Genomic DNA, 15869 nt, shown 5'->3' with positions numbered 1-15869 from the left:
CCGGGCGCGATGACCGGCAAGGGGTACATTCCGGCTGCATCGCTGGTCGGACTGCTGCTCCTGTGGGTCGTGGCGGCGGCGCTGACCGCCGATCCGCAGGTGCTGCCGCAACCCTGGGCGCTGATCGCCCCGTTCGGCCGCGAACTGGCCTCGGGAGAGTTGCTGTATCATCTGGGCGCGACGCTCTTGCGGGTGATCTGGGCCTTTGCGCTGGCGATGATCCTTGGCTGCACGCTGGGCCTGCTGATGGGCCGGTTCGAAAAGGTCGATCGCTGGCTCGATCCCTGGCTGGTGGTGTTCCTGAACCTGCCCGCGCTGGTACTGATCGTGCTGTGCTACCTGTGGATCGGGCTCACCGAAACCGCGGCGATCGTGGCGGTGACGCTCAACAAGGTGCCCAACGTCACAACGGTGATCCGGGAAGGCGCACGGGCCTTCGATCCGAACCTCGACGCGATGGCGCGGGTTTACCGCATGTCGGCCTGGACGCGGCTGCGGCACGTGCTGATCCCGCAGCTTGCGCCCTTTATCACCGCGGCGGCGCGCGGCGGTCTGGCGGTGATCTGGAAAATCGTGCTGGTCGTGGAATTCCTGGGTCGCTCCAGCGGGATCGGGTTTCAGATCCACCTTTATTTCCAGCTTTTCGACGTCGCGATGGTGCTGGTCTATGCGCTGTCGTTCATCGCCGTGATGCTGGCGGTGGAATGGACCTTCCTTCAGCCTTGGGAACGGCGCGTGCGCCGGTGGCGGACGGCATGATCGGCGTCGATGTCACCTCCAAGAAGTACGGCGATACGCAGGTTCTGGGCCGGGTTCGCTTTGACATCGCCAAGGGCGAAACCGTCGCCATTCTCGGCCCGTCGGGGATCGGGAAATCGACCCTGCTGCGCATCGTGGCGGGGATCGATCCGCGCTTTGAGGGGCATATCGACCGGCCCGACCGGATGGCCATTGTCTTTCAGGAACCCACGCTGATGCCCTGGCGCAGCGCCTTGCAGAACCTGACACTGGTACATCCCGGCCTAAGCGCGGCGCGCGCGCAAGAGATGATGGGAAAGGTCGGGATCGGCGACAAGACCGATCTCTTCCCCGGTCAGCTGTCGCTGGGCCAGCAGCGCCGTCTGGCTTTGGCGCGGGCCTTTGCGGGCGATCCCGATTTCCTGATCATGGATGAACCCTTCGTGTCGCTCGATCCGGAAACCGCCCGCACGATGCTGGACCTTACCCGCGCGCTGGTCGCGGAAAGCCGTCCCGCAACGCTTTTTGTCACCCACGCGCGGGGCGAGGCCGAAGCCCTGTCGGCGCGCATCCTCGAACTGCGGGGACACCCGGCCACGCTGGGCCCGCACCTTGTCTCAGCAAAGGAGAACCCATGAGAAAAACCCTCGCACTGTCCGCCCTGATCGCCGCTTTGGGGGGTGCCGCCTGGGCACATGACTTCGGTTTCGCCGGGGTGCTGTCGGCGTCCAACATGGAAGAACTGCCGCCGATCACGCTGGGATCGGGCAAGCAGATGGCGGACGGTCCGCTGATGCTGAAATCGGGCACCGGTTACGAGATCGAGATCATCGCCGACGGATCAGCCGAAATCGGGCTGGAGGGGCCGGGCTTCTTCCGCTCTATCTGGATCAACGAGATCGTCATCAACGGTCTGGAAATCCGCCCCTACGGCATCGAAAGCGTCGAATTCGACGAAGAGGGCACGATGGAGATCGAGTTCATCGCCATCAAGCCGGGCCGCCATTTCCTGCGCATCCCCGGTTCGACCGGCGACAGCCAGCGTGTCGATATCATCATCGAATAGACGCCGCAGCGGAACGATGCCGGCGGGCTGCGGCGCAAACGCCGCGGCCCGTTTTTGTTTGTCAGGGAGCTTTGGTCCCAAAGACACGCGACCCGACAGCCCGTTTTCGACCAGACAAGGTGTGACAAGCGGATATCGTATAGCGCCCTTTCAATGTCCGGTCTCGTCGTGTGTCGGCGTCGTCAAAGTTGTTTCCAGCTCGACACTCAAATCTGCGGCCAAATCGAAAAATCGACGCCGAACCGTTCCGGCGTAGGGATTGGTCTTCTCGATCGCCTCGAACACTTCCGGCGCATCATGCTGAACCATGTAGACCGCCTCGGACAACAAATCAAAGCTCCTGGTTGTCATGCGCGTTGGCAGCGGCCCCATCCTCAGCAGCACTTTGGCGATCAGGTGCGTGAGCCCCTGGACAACGGCGGCTTCCTGGTCGTGATCATCCGCTGTCGTCATGATGACCGTCAGACCCAGAGCCTTACGCAAGAACGCGGCCAGCCTCGCATGTCGCCTTCCCCGAATAGGACAGACCGCGATTTTCAGGCCCTTGATACCTGCCGTGGCACTCTGAGGGCCGAACAAGGGATGAGATGCGACAATGTCGACGTCGTCGGGCAGCAGCCGCCGCATGATTTCCGATGGGACCACCTTGACCGAGCCGACATCGACAATCAGCACGCCAGATTTACACGCGGCCGCTATCTCGGTGACCACCTGCTCGAACGAGGACACTGGCGCCGCAATGAGGACCACATCAGCCTGCGCGACTGAGGGCAATGGCGACAGACGTACCCCGAGTTGCTGGGCGACCTTGGCCACGTCCGGGGACGGATCGTAGGCGGTGATGTCGAAATGCGGGCCAAGATGACGGGCAGCAAGTTGACCGAACGCACCAAACCCCACGATGCCGAGCGACATATTTTGACTATTGCTGTTGTTGTTCATTTTTCGACCTTTGAACTTGCCGCCCGGCACAAGGTCGAATGTATGTTGACCGCTGTCAGGGCAGCGGAAAACCAATGATGAAGGGCCCGCAGCTATGGAAGCTGAGGATAATAGGCCTGCAATTGGAAGCACGTGTTCATCATGACGGCAGCGATAAGGCAGACAAGAGAGCAGAGTCAACGGTCTTGCGGTCCGGCGGCCGTTGGCTATGGCGCGGCCTGAGGTGATTTGGGCTGGGTGCCGTCATGCGCCGCTCTTCGCATCACCTGCCCGAGCCTCTTGGGACCGCTTGAGCAACACCCGTGAGTTGTTCGCGAGCCACGGATGATCACCTGCGTGCCGGACAGCCTATGGTCTACGGCGGCGGTCCCTGCTAGAACACCACCTGTGGGAAGGTTTCCCGCCGAACGAGGCGTTCATGTCAGAGAATGTAGCCATCCGTTAAGGCCCTGACCCCCGGGGCCGACATACATCAACCGTCACCCGCGCGACTGGCCGGGTGCCGGACTGTTGTCTGACATGTTTCCGAGACCTCCCGATGAATATCTCAAAACACGAGCAGCGCGTGCTGCACGTTCTGGCGCAGGGTGGCGCCATCCATTTCGACCGCAATCCCAACGGCAAGGTGCGCGACGTGACCTGCTTTACCCGTGACGGCAACGTTCTGACCGATTGCAGCTTGCAGGTGTTCGACCGTCTGCGCACCCGGCGCTTCGTGCGCTCGCGCGGGGGCCAACCCTACCGGATCACCCGGGCGGGGTTGCTGGCGGTCAGGGCGCAGCTGGACAACCGCTAGCGCCGCCTTGTTGGCATGAAAAAGACCAGAGCGCGGATCGGCGCTCTGGTCGCTGTCGACTTACAACCGCCGGTCCGGACTTATGAGACCGGGTTCGGCACCGGTTTCCCGGCGAAGAAGGCATCGAGGTTGTCGGCCACCATGTTGCCCATATCCTCGCGCGTTTCGCGCGTGGCGCTGCCCAGGTGCGGCAGCAGAACGGTGTTTTCCATCGCGATCAGCTCTGCCGGGATGTCCGGTTCGCCCTCGAAGACGTCCAGCCCGGCCCCGCCCAGCTTGCCATCCTTCAGCGCCGAGATCAGCGCCTTCTGGTCAATCACGTCGCCACGGGCGGAATTGATCAGCATGCCGTCGGGCCCGATCAGCGCCAGACGTTCGGCGTTCATCAGATGGGTGTTGTCGCGGCCGCCCGGCACGTGCAGCGACACCACGTCGGCGGCCTCGAGCACATCCTCGATCGTGTCCATTCGCACGGCGTCCATCCCGGCGATATGCTCTTCGGGCACGTCCACCAGATTGTAGAACACCACCTTCATGCCAAAGGCCGCATGCGCGCGCTTCGCCGTGGCGATGCCGATCCGGCCCATGCCGATGATGCCCAGAGTCTTGCCGCGCAGGCGGGTTCCCATCATGTGCGTCGGCCGCCAGCCCGCCCAGTTGCCCGCGCGCAGCTCGCGCTCGCCCTCGCCAGCGCGGCGCGCCAGCATCAGCATGAGCGTCAGCGCCGTGTCGGCGGTGCAGTCGGTCAGAACGCCCGGCGTATTGGTCACCACCAGCCCCGCCGCCTCTGCCGCGGCGATGTCGATATGGTTGAACCCGACGCCGTAGTTGCCAAGGATCTGCGCCCGGTGCCCGCCGGTAAAGATCTCGGCGGGCAGCTTGTCGGACACCGTGGGGCAGACGGCGTCATAGTCGTTGAGCGCGGCACCGATGGCTTCGGTCGTCATCGGCACGTCATCGGTGTTGAGCGTCGCCTCGTAATCGCGGGACAGCCGTTCTTCGACGGAGTCCGGCCAGCGACGCGTCAGGAGGATCTTCTTCTTGGTCATGCGGCCACCTTCTTGCCCGACAGCACCGCTTCGACGGTTTCGCCAAAGGCTGCGGGATGCGGAACAATCGTATGGCCAGCCTCGCGGATGATCTCAACCTTTTCCTGCGCGGATTCGCCAAAGGCGGAAACGATGGCCCCGGCGTGGCCCATAACCTTGCCCTTGGGTGCTGACAGGCCAGCCACATAGGCCATCAGCGGCTTTTTCATGTGCGCGCGCGCCCATTCCGCGGCCTCGGCTTCCTGCGGTCCGCCGATTTCGCCAATCATCACGACGGCATCGGTTTCGGGATCCTGTTCGAAAAGCTCGAGGATATCCTTGAAGCTCGACCCGTTGATCGGGTCGCCGCCGATGCCAACGGAGGTCGAGACACCGATCCCCTTCGCCTTCATCTGGCTTGCGGCCTCGTACCCCAGCGTGCCCGAACGCCCGACGATCCCGACGCGGCCGGGCGTGTAGATCGACCCGGGCATGATGCCCATCATCGCCTGACCGGGGCTGATCGTCCCGGCGCAGTTGGGGCCGGTCAGGCGCATGCGCATCTCGGCCTTGTAGCGGCGCATGTAGCGCTTCACGCGCATCATGTCCTGCGCCGGGATGCCGTCGGTGATGCAGACGCAATACTTGATGCCCGCGTCGGCGGCTTCCATGATGGAATCGGCGGCGAAGGGCGGCGGGACAAAGACGATCGACGCCTCGGCCCCGGTTTCGGATACCGCCCCCTTGACGGTGTTGAAGACCGGCAGATCCAGATGTGTGGCACCGCCCTTGCCGGGCGTGACGCCGCCCACGACCTTGGTACCGTAGTCGATCATTTCCTGCGCGTGAAACGTGCCGATGCGCCCGGTGAACCCCTGCACAAGCACGGGCGTGTCTTTGTTCAGCAGAATTGCCATCGTGGTTTCCTCCCGATCCTATGCGGCTGTTTTCTCGACGCGGCGCAAGGCGGCGACGGCGGCTTCGGCCGCTTCCTTCAGGGTGTCGGCGACGGTGACGTCCGGCGCCTTTTCGGCCAGGATCGCCTTGCCTTCCTCGACCTTGGTGCCGGACAGGCGCACGATCAGCGGACAGTCGACGCCGACCTCCTCGAGCGCCTTGACCACCCCTTCGGCGACCCAGTCGCAGCGGTTGATGCCTGCAAAGATGTTGACGAGGATGACCTTGACCTCCTTGTCGGCAAGCACGGCGCGAAAGCTTTTCGCCACCCGGTCGGGCGATGCGCCGCCGCCGATGTCGAGGAAGTTCGCAGGCTCGCCGCCGGCGATCTTGATCATGTCCATAGTGGCCATCGCCAGGCCCGCGCCGTTGATGATGCAGCCGATGTTGCCGGTGAGACCGACGTAGGCCAACCCGCGATCCGACGCGAAGGTTTCGCGCGGGTCTTCCTGGCTCTTGTCGCGCAGCTCGGAAATCTCGGGGCGGCGGAAGAGCGCGTTTTCGTCAAACGACATCTTGCAGTCAAGCGCGATGACCTCGCCCTTGGACACCACCAGCGGATTGATCTCGAGCATCGAGGCGTCGAAGTCGCGGAACACCCGGTAGCAGCCCAGAATCGTATCGACTGCCTTGCCGATCAGCGCGCCATCCAGGCCCAGGCCGAACGCGATTTCGCGTGCCTGAAATTCGCGCATGCCCAGCCCCGGATCGACCGAGGCGCGGACCAGGCTGTCGGGCGCTTCCTCGGCGATCTGTTCGATCTCCATCCCGCCCGAGCTCGAGGCGACGATCATGATCCGCTCGGCTTTGCGGTCGAGCACGAAGCCAAGGTAAAGCTCGCGCTCGATATCGACGGTTTCCTCGATATAAAGCCGGTTGATCAGCTTGCCTTCGGGCCCGGTCTGATGCGTGACCAGACGTTGGCCCAGCAATTTCTCGGCGGCGTCCGCGACCTCCTTGTCGGACTTGCACAGAATGATGCCGCCGGCCTTGCCGCGGGCACCGGAATGCACCTGCGCCTTGACGACCCACGCCTCTCCGCCGATTTCGGTCGCGCGGTAGGCGGCCTGTTCGGGGCTGTAGGCCAGCCCGCCACGAGGCATCCGGATGCCGTGCGTGGCCAGCAGTTCCTTGGCCTGATATTCATGGATATCCATCTTGAACTCCTCCCGGTTGGGTCCGATTAGGCCGCGCGGGCCTTGAGAACTTCCTGCACGGCAAGAACGTTCTTGGCCATTTTTTCCGATGCGGCGTCGATCATCTTGCCGTCAAGGCTGGCCGCGCCCTTGCCCTGTGCAGCGGCTTCCTCAAGCGCCACAAGGATCTTCTGCGCCCGCTCTACCTCGGCCTCTGTCGGGGAATATTCGTCGTTGGCGAGGTCGATCTGGCTGGGATGGATCGCCCATTTCCCTTCGATCCCAAGGGCCGCACCGCGCTTGCAGGCGTCGCGGAACCCGTCGGGATCGCTGAAATCGCCGAACGGGCCGTCGATGGGGCGGATGCCGTAGGCGCGGCAGGCGGTGGTCATGCGGCTGAGCGCGGCGTGCCACTGATCGCCCGGGTAGTTGGGGTTCAGACCGCCGATGTTGACGGTGCGCGCCTTGTGGAAAGCGGCATAATCCGCGACCCCGAAATGCATCGCCTCGAGCCGCGACGGGGCGGCGGCGATGGCTTCGACATTGGCCATGCCGAGCGGGGTTTCGATCAGCGCCTCGATCCCGATCTTCTTGTTCAGGCCCATGGCCATCTCGATCTGGTTCAGCATCGCCTCGACCATATAGACATCCTGCGGCAGGCCGACCTTGGGGATCAGGATCACATCCAGCTTGGCCCCCGCCTGTTCCACCACATCCACCACGTCGCGGTACATGTAATGGGTGTCGAGCCCGTTGATCCGGACCGACGTGATCTTGTTCTTGGCCTTCCAGTCGATGTCGTTCAGCAACTGGATCGCGTTCTTGCGGGCCTGTTCCTTGTCGTTGGGGGCAACTGCATCCTCAAGATCAAGGAACACGACGTCAGCGTTCGATTCAGCGGCCTTTTCGACCATCGACGGGTTGGAGGCGGGCACCGCCAGCGTGGATCGCTGAAGGCGGGTGGCGCGCATGCCGTGAACTGTATGGCTCATAGTGCGGGGTCTTTCCTGTCAGTCTGTGCGATGTTGCGGATCATTCGGCGGCGATGGCGCTGCCGTTCCTGGCCGAGGTGCTGGTGAAATGGTCGATGGCAGCGCCGACGCCAGAGCCCGCCTTGATGTCGAACCCGTTTTCGATCATCGACATTTCGGCGACCGACAGGGCGGTGGTCACCATGCCTTCGTTCAGCCAGCCAAGGTGCCCGATGCGGAAGACCTTGCCCATGACCTTGCTCAGCCCCGACCCGAGCGAGGTGTTATACTTGGAATAGGCCGTGGCGATGACATCGCGGGCGTCCTTGTCCTCGGGCACCATGATCGCGCTTACCGTGTCGGAATGCCATTTGGGTTCCTTGGCACAAAGCCTCAGCCCCCAGGCATCGACGGCCTTGCGCACACCGGTGGCCAGCCGGTTGTGCCGCGCCCAGACGTTTTCCAGCCCCTCGTCCAGCAGCATGTCGCAGGCCACGTCGAGCCCGCGCAGCAATTGCGTGGCGGGGGTGTAGGGGAAAAACCCCTGGTCGTTGGTGGCGATCATGTCCTCGAAGCTGAAGAAGGTGCGCTTGTATTCGGCGCGCTTGTGCGCATCGAGCGCCCATTTGCTGACTGACAGGATGCCAAGGCCCGCAGGCAGCATGAAACCCTTCTGCGAACCCGACACGGCGCAATCGACGCCCCAGGCGTCCTGATCGAATTCGATGGAGCCGATGGACGACACCCCATCGACCATCAGCAGGGCCGGGTGGTTGGCATCGTCCAGCGCGCGGCGCACGCCCTTGATATCGGAACTCACGCCGGTGGCGGTTTCGTTATGGGTGGCAAAGACCGCCTTGATCTCGTGCGCGGTGTCGGCTTTCAATTTTTCGGCGTATTTCTCGACCGGGACACCGGTGCCCCATTCGCAATCGATCACATCGACGTCGAGGCCAAAGCGTTGTGCCATGTCGACCCAGAGGTGGCTGAATTGGCCAAAGCGGCTCATCAGCACCTTGTCGCCGGGCGACAGAGTGTTCTGAATCGCCGCTTCCCAGGCGCCGGTGCCCGAGGACGGGTAAAGAAAGACGCGGCCGGTGGTGTTGCGAAAGAGCTTGGCCATCTTTTCGAACAGCGGTTTCGTGAGTTCGGGAAAGTCCGGCGCCCGCATGTCCTGCATGCTGACGTTCATCGCCATGCGGACCTCTTCGGGGATGTTCGTGGGGCCGGGAATGAAAAGATGGTTGTAGCCGGGCATGCGGGATCCTCCCAAGGATTCTCTGATCTCTGTTTCTGAGCTTCAGGTTGACCTTGGGTCGGCCTGACCGGAACACCTTGCAGGATAGGAAACGCCGCCGCGGCGGGGGGGATCGCCCTACCCGTTCGGGGGCGGGTTCGCATGATAGCGATAACGGGATTTGCGCGGCCTAGCCGCTGGCGGTTTCCTCGCGCCGCGACATCCGGACAAGGCCCATCGTCCCCCCGGCGGCGGCCAGCGCGCTGAGCGCGCAAAGCGCCGGAAAGCCGAGCGTTTCCACGATGACCGACCCGAGGATCGGCCCGGCGGCAAGGCCAAGGCGGCTGAGATTGTAAAGGCTCAGCGCCAGTGCCTTGGTGTCCTGCGGCGACAGCTCGGCGAAAAGCGCGTTGGAGGAGGGCAGCACAAGCACCTCGCCCACGGTAAAGCAGAACATCGCCGCGACCAGCACCGCGCGGCCATGCGGACCACTTGCCAGCGCAGGCAGAAGCAGGCCAAGCCCCAGCGCCAGAAGCCCGAGCGTGATCGTCTGCACGAACTGCGCCCGTGCCAGCAGGTTCAGCACCAGCGGCTGGCCGAACAGGATCAGCCCGGCGTGAAACACCATCAGGCCCGCGTAGAATTCGATGCCGTAACCCAGCGACGTGATGATGTGGTGCGAAAACGTCGTGGTCATCTGCGCATAGGCCACCATGATCAGCGTCACCGACAGGATGCCGCCACGGTAGTGGCGCAGGGCGGCCAGGATGTCATGCAGCGGCGCGGCGCGCGCCGGGCCGGGCGGGGGCGTGTCAGCGCGGTGTGGCAGGGACAGCCCGGCGACGCCGACCAGCAGCGCCGAGATCGCGAAGACCGGCCAGATCTGCGCGTGTTCAAAGATCAGCGCGCCCAGCACCGGGCCGATGGCGGCGGCCAGGTTGATCACGTAGTAGCGCGCCCCGAACGATCTCCGGCTTTCATAGGTCGTGCGCTGCTTGGCCAGCGACAGTTGCGTTGCGGGATCAAGGCAGCCCTGTATCGCCCCGAACAGCGCGCTGAAAAGGATCAGGACATGCACCGCAAAACTGATCTGCAACAACAGCAGCAAAGTCGCCAACGCCAGGTTGCACAGCCCGATCACCGCGACCTCGCAGCGCCGGTCGGCCAGCACGCCACCCCCCAGCCCGACCAGCGCTGAGGTGATTGCCGACAGTGCCACGACCACACCGGCGAGGACCGGACTGGCCCCCGACCCGACGACAAAGCTGTAGATGAATGGAAAGGTTGCAAACTGCGCCAGCCGCGACAGGAAAACCGACATCAGCGCAATGCGCGATCCGGCGATCCTGCGCTCAGCCGTCGGTGCAGAAGACGTCACGGCTTAACCGTTGGGCAAAGGCGATGAGTTGGTCGTCGGTCCATGGCTCCGTCCCGTTGGGCCAGAACAGCTCGACCGCGCCGTGGCGTTCGAAATTGCTGGCCCCCTGACCGGAGACATCGCCGGGCCGCGCCCAGACCTGCAGGCCGATCACCGGCTTGGGCAGGTCGGGCAGGGCGCTGGTGTTGACCTGGGTGATGCAGCCTTCGGGCGCCTTGAGGAACACGATGGCGGCGCTGCCGCGCATGATCGCCGGTTTGCGCGCCACCTCGATGGACGGCGTGCCGACAAAGCTGGCGCAATGCAGCTCAAAGAGGTTGCGGCCCGTGCAGCTTTCGATCAATTCCGGGATGGCACCGCCGGGCAGGCGGCCATTGACCTCGACCACCACAGGCGCGCCATCGGGGCAGACGCGGATTTCCACATGCGCCACGCCGCGATCCATGCCGACGGCCCGGCAGGCCAGCCGCGCGGTGTCCTGAATGGCCGCATCCTGGATATAGCGGCTGGGAAACCGATGGGCGCATTCGACGAAATGCGGCGGGCCGGACAGGATCTTGTCGGTCATGCCCACCACCTCGGACCCGTCGGGTGCGTTGAGGACCTCGACAGACACTTCGGCCACCGCTTCGATATATTCCTCGACCACGAACGACGGCGTGTGCATCCCGTAGGCGAGCAAGGCCTGCGCCGCCTGGCTGGACCAGGCCAGCGCGTCGGGCAGGTCTTCGGCGGTGTGTACCAGCCGCACGCCCAGCCCGCCGCCAAGGTTTTCGGGCTTCACGATGACCGGAAAGCGCAGGTGCGCGGCCTTTTCGGCATCCTGAGGTCCGAACATCCGCACGTATTGGGGCACCCGCAGGCTCGCCTGTTCAAAGGCACGGCGCATGTGAAACTTGCTGCGCACGTTCATCACCGCCGCATCGCTCAGGTACCCCAGGCCGAAGTGGCGGCTGATCGCATGCCCCACCTCGATCGCCGGTTCGAAAAGTGGAATGACCGCGGCGGGCCGGTGGCCGGTGGCGCGTTCATGCTCTTCCAGCGCCGCGATGGCCGAAGCGGCGTCCAGCGGGTTGCCGACGATCAGCCCATCCGCCGACCGGCTGGAGTTGAGCCGCGACGGTTCCATCACATAGACCGGCTGGGTGCTGGACCGCATGGCCGCGCAGACCGCGCGGTCCTTCCACCGCTCCTGCGATCCCAGCAACAGGGTGTAACCTTGAGAATCCGTCATGCAGGGGGTTCGGTAGATGCTCATCTCGTCGGTCCCGGTTTCGCGCTAGGCGGCTGACATCAGGGGTTTGTAGCGCAGCGCGAGGTCAAGGCCGTGCCGGTAGGACAGCCAGTTGAAGAAGACCTGGCTTGAGGCGCTGAATTCCGGTTGCTTGTCCAGGATCCGGGTCAGATCGGTGGCCCCGGGATACCGCTCAAAGATCGTCTCGTAGAGCGTGAGGTTGTCGAAGGGCAGCGCGCCATCCTCGGCCAGATCAAGGCCCAGTCCGGTGGCGAACTCCCGGCAAATTTGCTGCTGTTCGGGCTCTGACCCCGCGATGTCCAGCGCTTGCGCATCCTCGGCCCCCGCCGCCGCATGCGGGCGCTTTTCGATCCGCGCCATCTGCGCGGGCGTAGGGGCGGGCAGCCCGCGTTCGGCGCACCAGTCCGCGAAGCCGTCTGCCCCGCGGGCGTGGCGGTAGGCACGGGAAAAAAGGTAGTCGCCGCAGAACTTGTAGAACCGGTCGACATCCTCAAGATCGGTCAGCTCATCCGTCACGGTGTCGGGCAGGATGAAGGTCGGCAGACACGGATCGGCGATGTCGGCCTTTGCCTTGTGCAGATCGCCGTCGCGGAACGCATAGCCGTTGCGGCCCGTACCGTGGCCCGTGGCCTTTTCGTTGCCGTAGATCCGGCTGCCATAGACCACCGAGCAATGATCGTATGCGTCGTAAAGCCGATATTCGGAGATATATCGCGCCGTCCGCTTGACCGTGGCTGCGGTGATCCTGGTGTTGCCGGTAAAGAGCGTGATCTTCTTTTTCTGCCCCTCGGGCGCCTGCGCCGCCTGCATCAGCATGAAGCGTTTCGCGTGTTCCACCGTGTAGGGCACCTTGGCCGCGTGCAGGTTTTCGGGGTCGAGCGACAGCACCTCGTTGTTCGAAAGCCGGTAGTTCGTGCTGTAGAGATAGGCCAGATCCTCGGGCTCGATGAAGGGCAGGATGTACGAGCTCCATTCGATGCCTGGATGCAGGCTTAGCAGCTCGCCCATCATCCGCGCGACCTCGAGGAAGTGCTTGTCGCCCTTGGGGTTCAGTTCGGAACAGACCAGCCAGAACCGGGTCACGCCCTGAGAGATCAGGAACTCCAGTTCTGCCCGCACCACGTCAAGGCTGCGCCACGACACCTTGCGCCCCTTGGCGACCGGTTCGCCGCAGAAATAGCACTGATAGGGACAGCCGCGCCCGATCTCGACGGCGACCTGCGGCGCGTGCCGGGCCGGATCGTCATGATGGTCGTAGAAGGCACGCAGTTCGGCGATGACTTTGGGCGTGTATTCGGTGAAGTCCGGCCCGGCGAAATGCGCGCGAGGGTTGGCGGTGACCTTGCCGCTGTGATCGGTGAAGATGAGGTTGGGTACCTGGTCCAGATCGCGGCCCGACAGGATATCGTCGAACCGGGCGGCAAAGGAATTCACATCCCCCGCCATACCGAAATCCGGTTGCAGGAAATTGAAGAGCGGGATCGGCTGGAAGGAGAAACCGATCCCGCCCACGATGGTCCGCGTCCGGGGGGTGTGTTGGCGGACCAGGTCGATGGCGCGCTTGGTCCATTGGACGGGCTCGAAAGCGGCGCAGTCGACAGAGGTGTTGCGGGCGGCGGCCAGGTAGTCGCGGAAATCGCAACTGTCGACCTGGCGCAGGTGAAAGCCGACGCAGCGCGGGGCGTAGCGGTCGAGCGCATCGCGCAGCAGTTCGGGCCATTTCGCGGGCGGCTGGCCCAGGAAATCGATGGCCTTGAAGCGCAGACCGTGCTGGCGGAACTGCGCGCCGATCTGGACAAAGGCGTACGGAAAGATTGGCCGTTCGGGGTAGTTGCTGAAATTCAGCAACAGGAAATCGACGGGCGCGTCAGTGAAACGGGACATTTTTCGGCTTCCCGATAATCAGGTCGGAGAGGTCAAATGACGGACTGTCCGCCTCTGCATCGCGTTGCAGGCCCGGTGCCTCGGCGTGCCGCCAACCGGTACGCCGGTCGCCGCGCACGGGCGACCATGCCGCCATCCCATTCTGCGTGTGATTTCTGTCGAACATACCCAATCCACCCTGCGTGCTGCCGCAGCGTCAGCCACAGCTCAAGAGGTGTATGCAACCAGGGCGTGTTTCGGGCAAGGCGCTACGCGCGCCGTTCACAACTTTGCGCAATTCGCGACATCAGTGTGAGGAAATATGATGTTTTGTTGTAGCCCAAGAATCTGAGAGGCCTCTTGCAAGGCCAGGTCGGCCTGTGGAGCTTTTGGGCGGCCGCTAACGGGATCGCCTTATGGTTTAAATCGCCCCTGCGGCGGCGAAAGGCTTTCCCGCGTCCGGCGCGCAGGCCGCAAATCAGGTGTTACCCTGGCAGCGCAGCGCAGAATTGCGTCAGATATCCCGCTCTGCGGTCTGGACCTGCTGGCATTTCCAGCGGGCAATCTGCCAGTTGGGATGCGCATTCACCCATTTCGCCAGTTCCGGCTGCGCGCCCATGGCGCATTGTCCGGGGGTGATGCCGGTAAACAGAAGGCTGCGTTCGCGACATTCCGTCGGGGCGGTGCTGAGGCAGGCGACAAAAAGCAGTTCGATCATGGGACCCTCGTGCCGGTTGGATGGCATTGCTGGTTCCATACCTATGCAGACAGACATAAAGATCGCCTGAAGACTGCGCTCGCAGGATGCTGCGGTGCAGAAATGGTTATGAATTGCCCATTTTTCCGGCGAAAGCTATAAAAATGGGCTGATCTTCAAGGGGTCCGCTGGTCGCGGCCACGATACGGAGGGCGTCATGCGGCGTGGAACGCCATCGCTCAAGACCAAGCTGGCGTTCGGCGCGGGCCTTCTGGGCCTAGCGGCGCTGCTGGCCGCGGCGATCATGGTGCTGGCCATGCAGCGCGTGTCGGACCGGATCGAGGCGTCGGTCGCCGCCGAAGCGCGGGTGGAGCGGTATTCGGTGCTGTCCACGCAGGTGTCGACCTTTATCGTCGTCGCGGCAGAGGCGATCCAGTCCGGACTGCCCATCGAAGAGCGGACCCAGAGGCTGGACAGCATCACGCTCAACGTCACGCGGACCTTCCAGCTCTTGCGCCGCGATCTGGAACAGGCGGTGGCCGAGGCGCAGGCGCTGGGCCTGGACGAACAGTCGCGCCGCGCCACGCAAAGCATCGGCATCGCCCGGATGGAAGCGCTGTTCGTTTCGACCCGCGATGCCTTCTTGTCCTCGACCGCCGATCGTGAACGCCTGCAGGGCTTCATAGACACCTTTGCCATCGGGTTCGATCCGCTGCTGAACGGGGTCATCACCGATGAACTGCGCGCCCGCGACAAGATCATCGACAGCATCGCCGATCTGCGCCGCACCCTTACCCTCACCGCGCTGGGCATTGCGCTGGCCACGCTGGTGCTGATGGCCGGGTTCTACCTGGGGCTGGTGCGGCCGCAGTTTTCGCGGCTGGACCTGTTGCGCGACGCCGCCCAGAAGATCGGGCAGGAAGATTTTGCCGTGTCCCTTCCCGACGGACCCCGGGATGAAATCGGCGGGCTGATTGCCGAAACCAACCGCATGGCCGACGCGCTGGCCCGCCGCAAGGACGCGGTGGATTTTGAATGGAGCCGCCTCAACGCCACCATCGAGGACCGGACCGAAGCCCTGCGACGGGCCAACGACCGGCTGGCGCAGACCGACGAAAACCGGCGTCGGTTCTTTGCCGACATCAGCCACGAACTGCGCACGCCGCTTACCGTGATCCTGATGGAGGCGCAGCTGGGTCTCAGGGGGTCGGCCGAGCCGGGCCCGTCGTTCGAGACGATCCAGAACCGGGCGTTGCGGCTGAACCGGCGGATCGACGATCTGCTGCGCATCGCGCGGTCGGAAACCGGGCAGTTGGCGCTGGACCGCGCGGGGTTCGATCTGCGCGACACCCTGCGCGACGTGGCCGCGGACCTGTCGGCCGAGGTCGACGCCGCCGGCATGACCCTGACCACCCGCGCGCCCGATCCCGTCCGGGTGACCGGAGACGCCAACTGGATCCGCCAGGTGATCAGCGGGCTTGTGCAGAATAGCGTGCGCCACGCGCGATCGGGCGGACAGATCGAGCTGGTGGCCGAGGTGGGCGACGGTCTGGGTCAGGTACATGTGATCGACAATGGCCCCGGCATCGCCGCAGCCGATCAGGCGGACATCTTCGAACGCTTCGGGCAGGGCACCGGCCCGGCCAAGTCCGAAGGGTTCGGCATCGGGCTCGCCTTGGCCAAGTGGGTGATCGAGCAGCATCAGGGCCGGATCGGCGTGACCAGCCCACTATCCGGACCAGAGGCCCTGGGCGACGCCCCCGGGACAAAAGTCACGGTAGGCATCCCGTGTGAGCAGGCGTAAA

The 15869-nt window shown here is 64.0% G+C and carries 15 protein-coding genes; 5 read left to right on the top strand and 10 right to left on the bottom strand.

The window, feature by feature from the left end; all coding sequences use genetic code 11:
• Positions 1-9 precede the first annotated feature (9 nt).
• From ACOXXX_RS16010 to ACOXXX_RS16000, 3 genes are read left to right on the top strand one after another with little or no spacing between them, the layout of a single operon-like run.
• Positions 10-759, top strand: a complete 750-nt coding sequence (locus ACOXXX_RS16010) for an ABC transporter permease (protein ID WP_422827614.1) — start codon at positions 10-12, stop codon at positions 757-759.
• Positions 756-1376, top strand: coding sequence for an ABC transporter ATP-binding protein (locus ACOXXX_RS16005; protein ID WP_422827613.1), 621 nt, complete (start codon positions 756-758; stop codon positions 1374-1376). The genes ACOXXX_RS16010 and ACOXXX_RS16005 overlap by 4 nt, the downstream gene beginning before the upstream one ends.
• The gene (locus ACOXXX_RS16000; protein WP_422827612.1) at positions 1373-1804 is read left to right on the top strand and encodes a hypothetical protein; all 432 of its coding nucleotides are present in this window, start codon (positions 1373-1375) and stop codon (positions 1802-1804) included. The genes ACOXXX_RS16005 and ACOXXX_RS16000 overlap by 4 nt, the downstream gene beginning before the upstream one ends.
• 150 nt (positions 1805-1954) lie before the next feature.
• Here the strand turns inward: ACOXXX_RS16000 and ACOXXX_RS15995 are convergent, their stop codons facing one another.
• Positions 1955-2746, bottom strand: a complete 792-nt coding sequence (locus ACOXXX_RS15995) for a prephenate dehydrogenase/arogenate dehydrogenase family protein (RefSeq protein ID WP_422827611.1) — start codon at positions 2744-2746, stop codon at positions 1955-1957.
• A 538-nt stretch (positions 2747-3284) separates the two neighbouring features.
• Between ACOXXX_RS15995 and ACOXXX_RS15990 the strand changes: the two genes are divergently transcribed.
• On the top strand, positions 3285-3542 hold the full coding sequence (locus tag ACOXXX_RS15990) for a YjhX family toxin (protein ID WP_422827610.1): 258 nt from the start codon (positions 3285-3287) through the stop codon (positions 3540-3542).
• A gap of 80 nt (positions 3543-3622) precedes the next feature.
• Here the strand turns inward: ACOXXX_RS15990 and ACOXXX_RS15985 are convergent, their stop codons facing one another.
• From ACOXXX_RS15985 to ACOXXX_RS15945, 9 genes are all read right to left on the bottom strand, one after another.
• Positions 3623-4591: a 2-hydroxyacid dehydrogenase gene (locus ACOXXX_RS15985; protein ID WP_422827609.1), complete on the bottom strand. Its 969-nt coding sequence runs from the start codon at positions 4589-4591 to the stop codon at positions 3623-3625.
• The gene (gene sucD / locus ACOXXX_RS15980; RefSeq protein WP_422827608.1) at positions 4588-5487 is read right to left on the bottom strand and encodes a succinate--CoA ligase subunit alpha; all 900 of its coding nucleotides are present in this window, start codon (positions 5485-5487) and stop codon (positions 4588-4590) included. Before sucD ends, ACOXXX_RS15985 begins: the two co-directional genes overlap by 4 nt.
• An 18-nt stretch (positions 5488-5505) precedes the next feature.
• Positions 5506-6684, bottom strand: a complete 1179-nt coding sequence (locus ACOXXX_RS15975) for a malate--CoA ligase subunit beta (protein WP_422827607.1) — start codon at positions 6682-6684, stop codon at positions 5506-5508.
• Between the two features lie 26 nt (positions 6685-6710).
• Positions 6711-7655: an HpcH/HpaI aldolase/citrate lyase family protein gene (locus ACOXXX_RS15970; protein ID WP_422827606.1), complete on the bottom strand. Its 945-nt coding sequence runs from the start codon at positions 7653-7655 to the stop codon at positions 6711-6713.
• Between the two features lie 40 nt (positions 7656-7695).
• Positions 7696-8892 carry an aminotransferase class V-fold PLP-dependent enzyme gene (locus ACOXXX_RS15965; RefSeq protein WP_422827605.1) on the bottom strand — a complete coding sequence of 399 codons (1197 nt, stop codon included), beginning with the start codon at positions 8890-8892 and terminating at the stop codon, positions 7696-7698.
• A 169-nt stretch (positions 8893-9061) separates the two neighbouring features.
• On the bottom strand, positions 9062-10249 hold the full coding sequence (locus tag ACOXXX_RS15960) for an MFS transporter (protein WP_422827604.1): 1188 nt from the start codon (positions 10247-10249) through the stop codon (positions 9062-9064).
• Positions 10224-11507, bottom strand: coding sequence for an ATP-grasp domain-containing protein (locus ACOXXX_RS15955; protein WP_422827603.1), 1284 nt, complete (start codon positions 11505-11507; stop codon positions 10224-10226). The genes ACOXXX_RS15960 and ACOXXX_RS15955 overlap by 26 nt, the downstream gene beginning before the upstream one ends.
• Positions 11508-11528: 21 nt before the next feature.
• Entirely contained in the window at positions 11529-13388 is a 1860-nt protein-coding gene (locus ACOXXX_RS15950) for a B12-binding domain-containing radical SAM protein (RefSeq protein WP_422827602.1), read from the bottom strand.
• A 493-nt stretch (positions 13389-13881) separates the two neighbouring features.
• The gene (locus tag ACOXXX_RS15945; RefSeq protein WP_422827601.1) at positions 13882-14085 is read right to left on the bottom strand and encodes a hypothetical protein; all 204 of its coding nucleotides are present in this window, start codon (positions 14083-14085) and stop codon (positions 13882-13884) included.
• Between the two features lie 196 nt (positions 14086-14281).
• On the opposite strand from ACOXXX_RS15945, the gene ACOXXX_RS15940 reads away from it, so the two are divergent.
• The gene (locus tag ACOXXX_RS15940) at positions 14282-15868 is read left to right on the top strand and encodes an ATP-binding protein (RefSeq protein WP_422827600.1); all 1587 of its coding nucleotides are present in this window, start codon (positions 14282-14284) and stop codon (positions 15866-15868) included.
• The last annotated feature ends 1 nt before the right edge of the window (position 15869 follow it).

Origin of the sequence: Thalassococcus sp. BH17M4-6 (assembly GCF_049323015.1) — a bacterium.
Lineage (GTDB): Bacteria > Pseudomonadota > Alphaproteobacteria > Rhodobacterales > Rhodobacteraceae > Puniceibacterium.
Note: the sequence above shows the minus strand (reverse complement) of the source record. Positions and strands in the feature narration are given on the sequence as shown.

Bases quoted from the DNA above. Each gene is read 5' to 3' on its own strand.
- ACOXXX_RS15970 (WP_422827606.1), bottom strand. From the start codon at position 7,655: ATGAGCCATACAGTTCACGGCATGCGCGCCACCCGCCTTCAGCGATCC.
- ACOXXX_RS15965 (WP_422827605.1), bottom strand. From the start codon at position 8,892: ATGCCCGGCTACAACCATCTTTTCATTCCCGGCCCCACGAACATCCCC.
- ACOXXX_RS15955 (WP_422827603.1), bottom strand. From the start codon at position 11,507: ATGAGCATCTACCGAACCCCCTGCATGACGGATTCTCAAGGTTACACC.
- ACOXXX_RS15995 (WP_422827611.1), bottom strand. From the start codon at position 2,746: ATGAACAACAACAGCAATAGTCAAAATATGTCGCTCGGCATCGTGGGG.
- ACOXXX_RS15985 (WP_422827609.1), bottom strand. From the start codon at position 4,591: ATGACCAAGAAGAAGATCCTCCTGACGCGTCGCTGGCCGGACTCCGTC.
- ACOXXX_RS15990 (WP_422827610.1), top strand. From the start codon at position 3,285: ATGAATATCTCAAAACACGAGCAGCGCGTGCTGCACGTTCTGGCGCAG.
- ACOXXX_RS15945 (WP_422827601.1), bottom strand. From the start codon at position 14,085: ATGATCGAACTGCTTTTTGTCGCCTGCCTCAGCACCGCCCCGACGGAA.
- ACOXXX_RS16005 (WP_422827613.1), top strand. From the start codon at position 756: ATGATCGGCGTCGATGTCACCTCCAAGAAGTACGGCGATACGCAGGTT.
- ACOXXX_RS16000 (WP_422827612.1), top strand. From the start codon at position 1,373: ATGAGAAAAACCCTCGCACTGTCCGCCCTGATCGCCGCTTTGGGGGGT.
- ACOXXX_RS15940 (WP_422827600.1), top strand. From the start codon at position 14,282: ATGCGGCGTGGAACGCCATCGCTCAAGACCAAGCTGGCGTTCGGCGCG.
- sucD (WP_422827608.1), bottom strand. From the start codon at position 5,487: ATGGCAATTCTGCTGAACAAAGACACGCCCGTGCTTGTGCAGGGGTTC.
- ACOXXX_RS15950 (WP_422827602.1), bottom strand. From the start codon at position 13,388: ATGTCCCGTTTCACTGACGCGCCCGTCGATTTCCTGTTGCTGAATTTC.
- ACOXXX_RS15975 (WP_422827607.1), bottom strand. From the start codon at position 6,684: ATGGATATCCATGAATATCAGGCCAAGGAACTGCTGGCCACGCACGGC.
- ACOXXX_RS16010 (WP_422827614.1), top strand. From the start codon at position 10: ATGACCGGCAAGGGGTACATTCCGGCTGCATCGCTGGTCGGACTGCTG.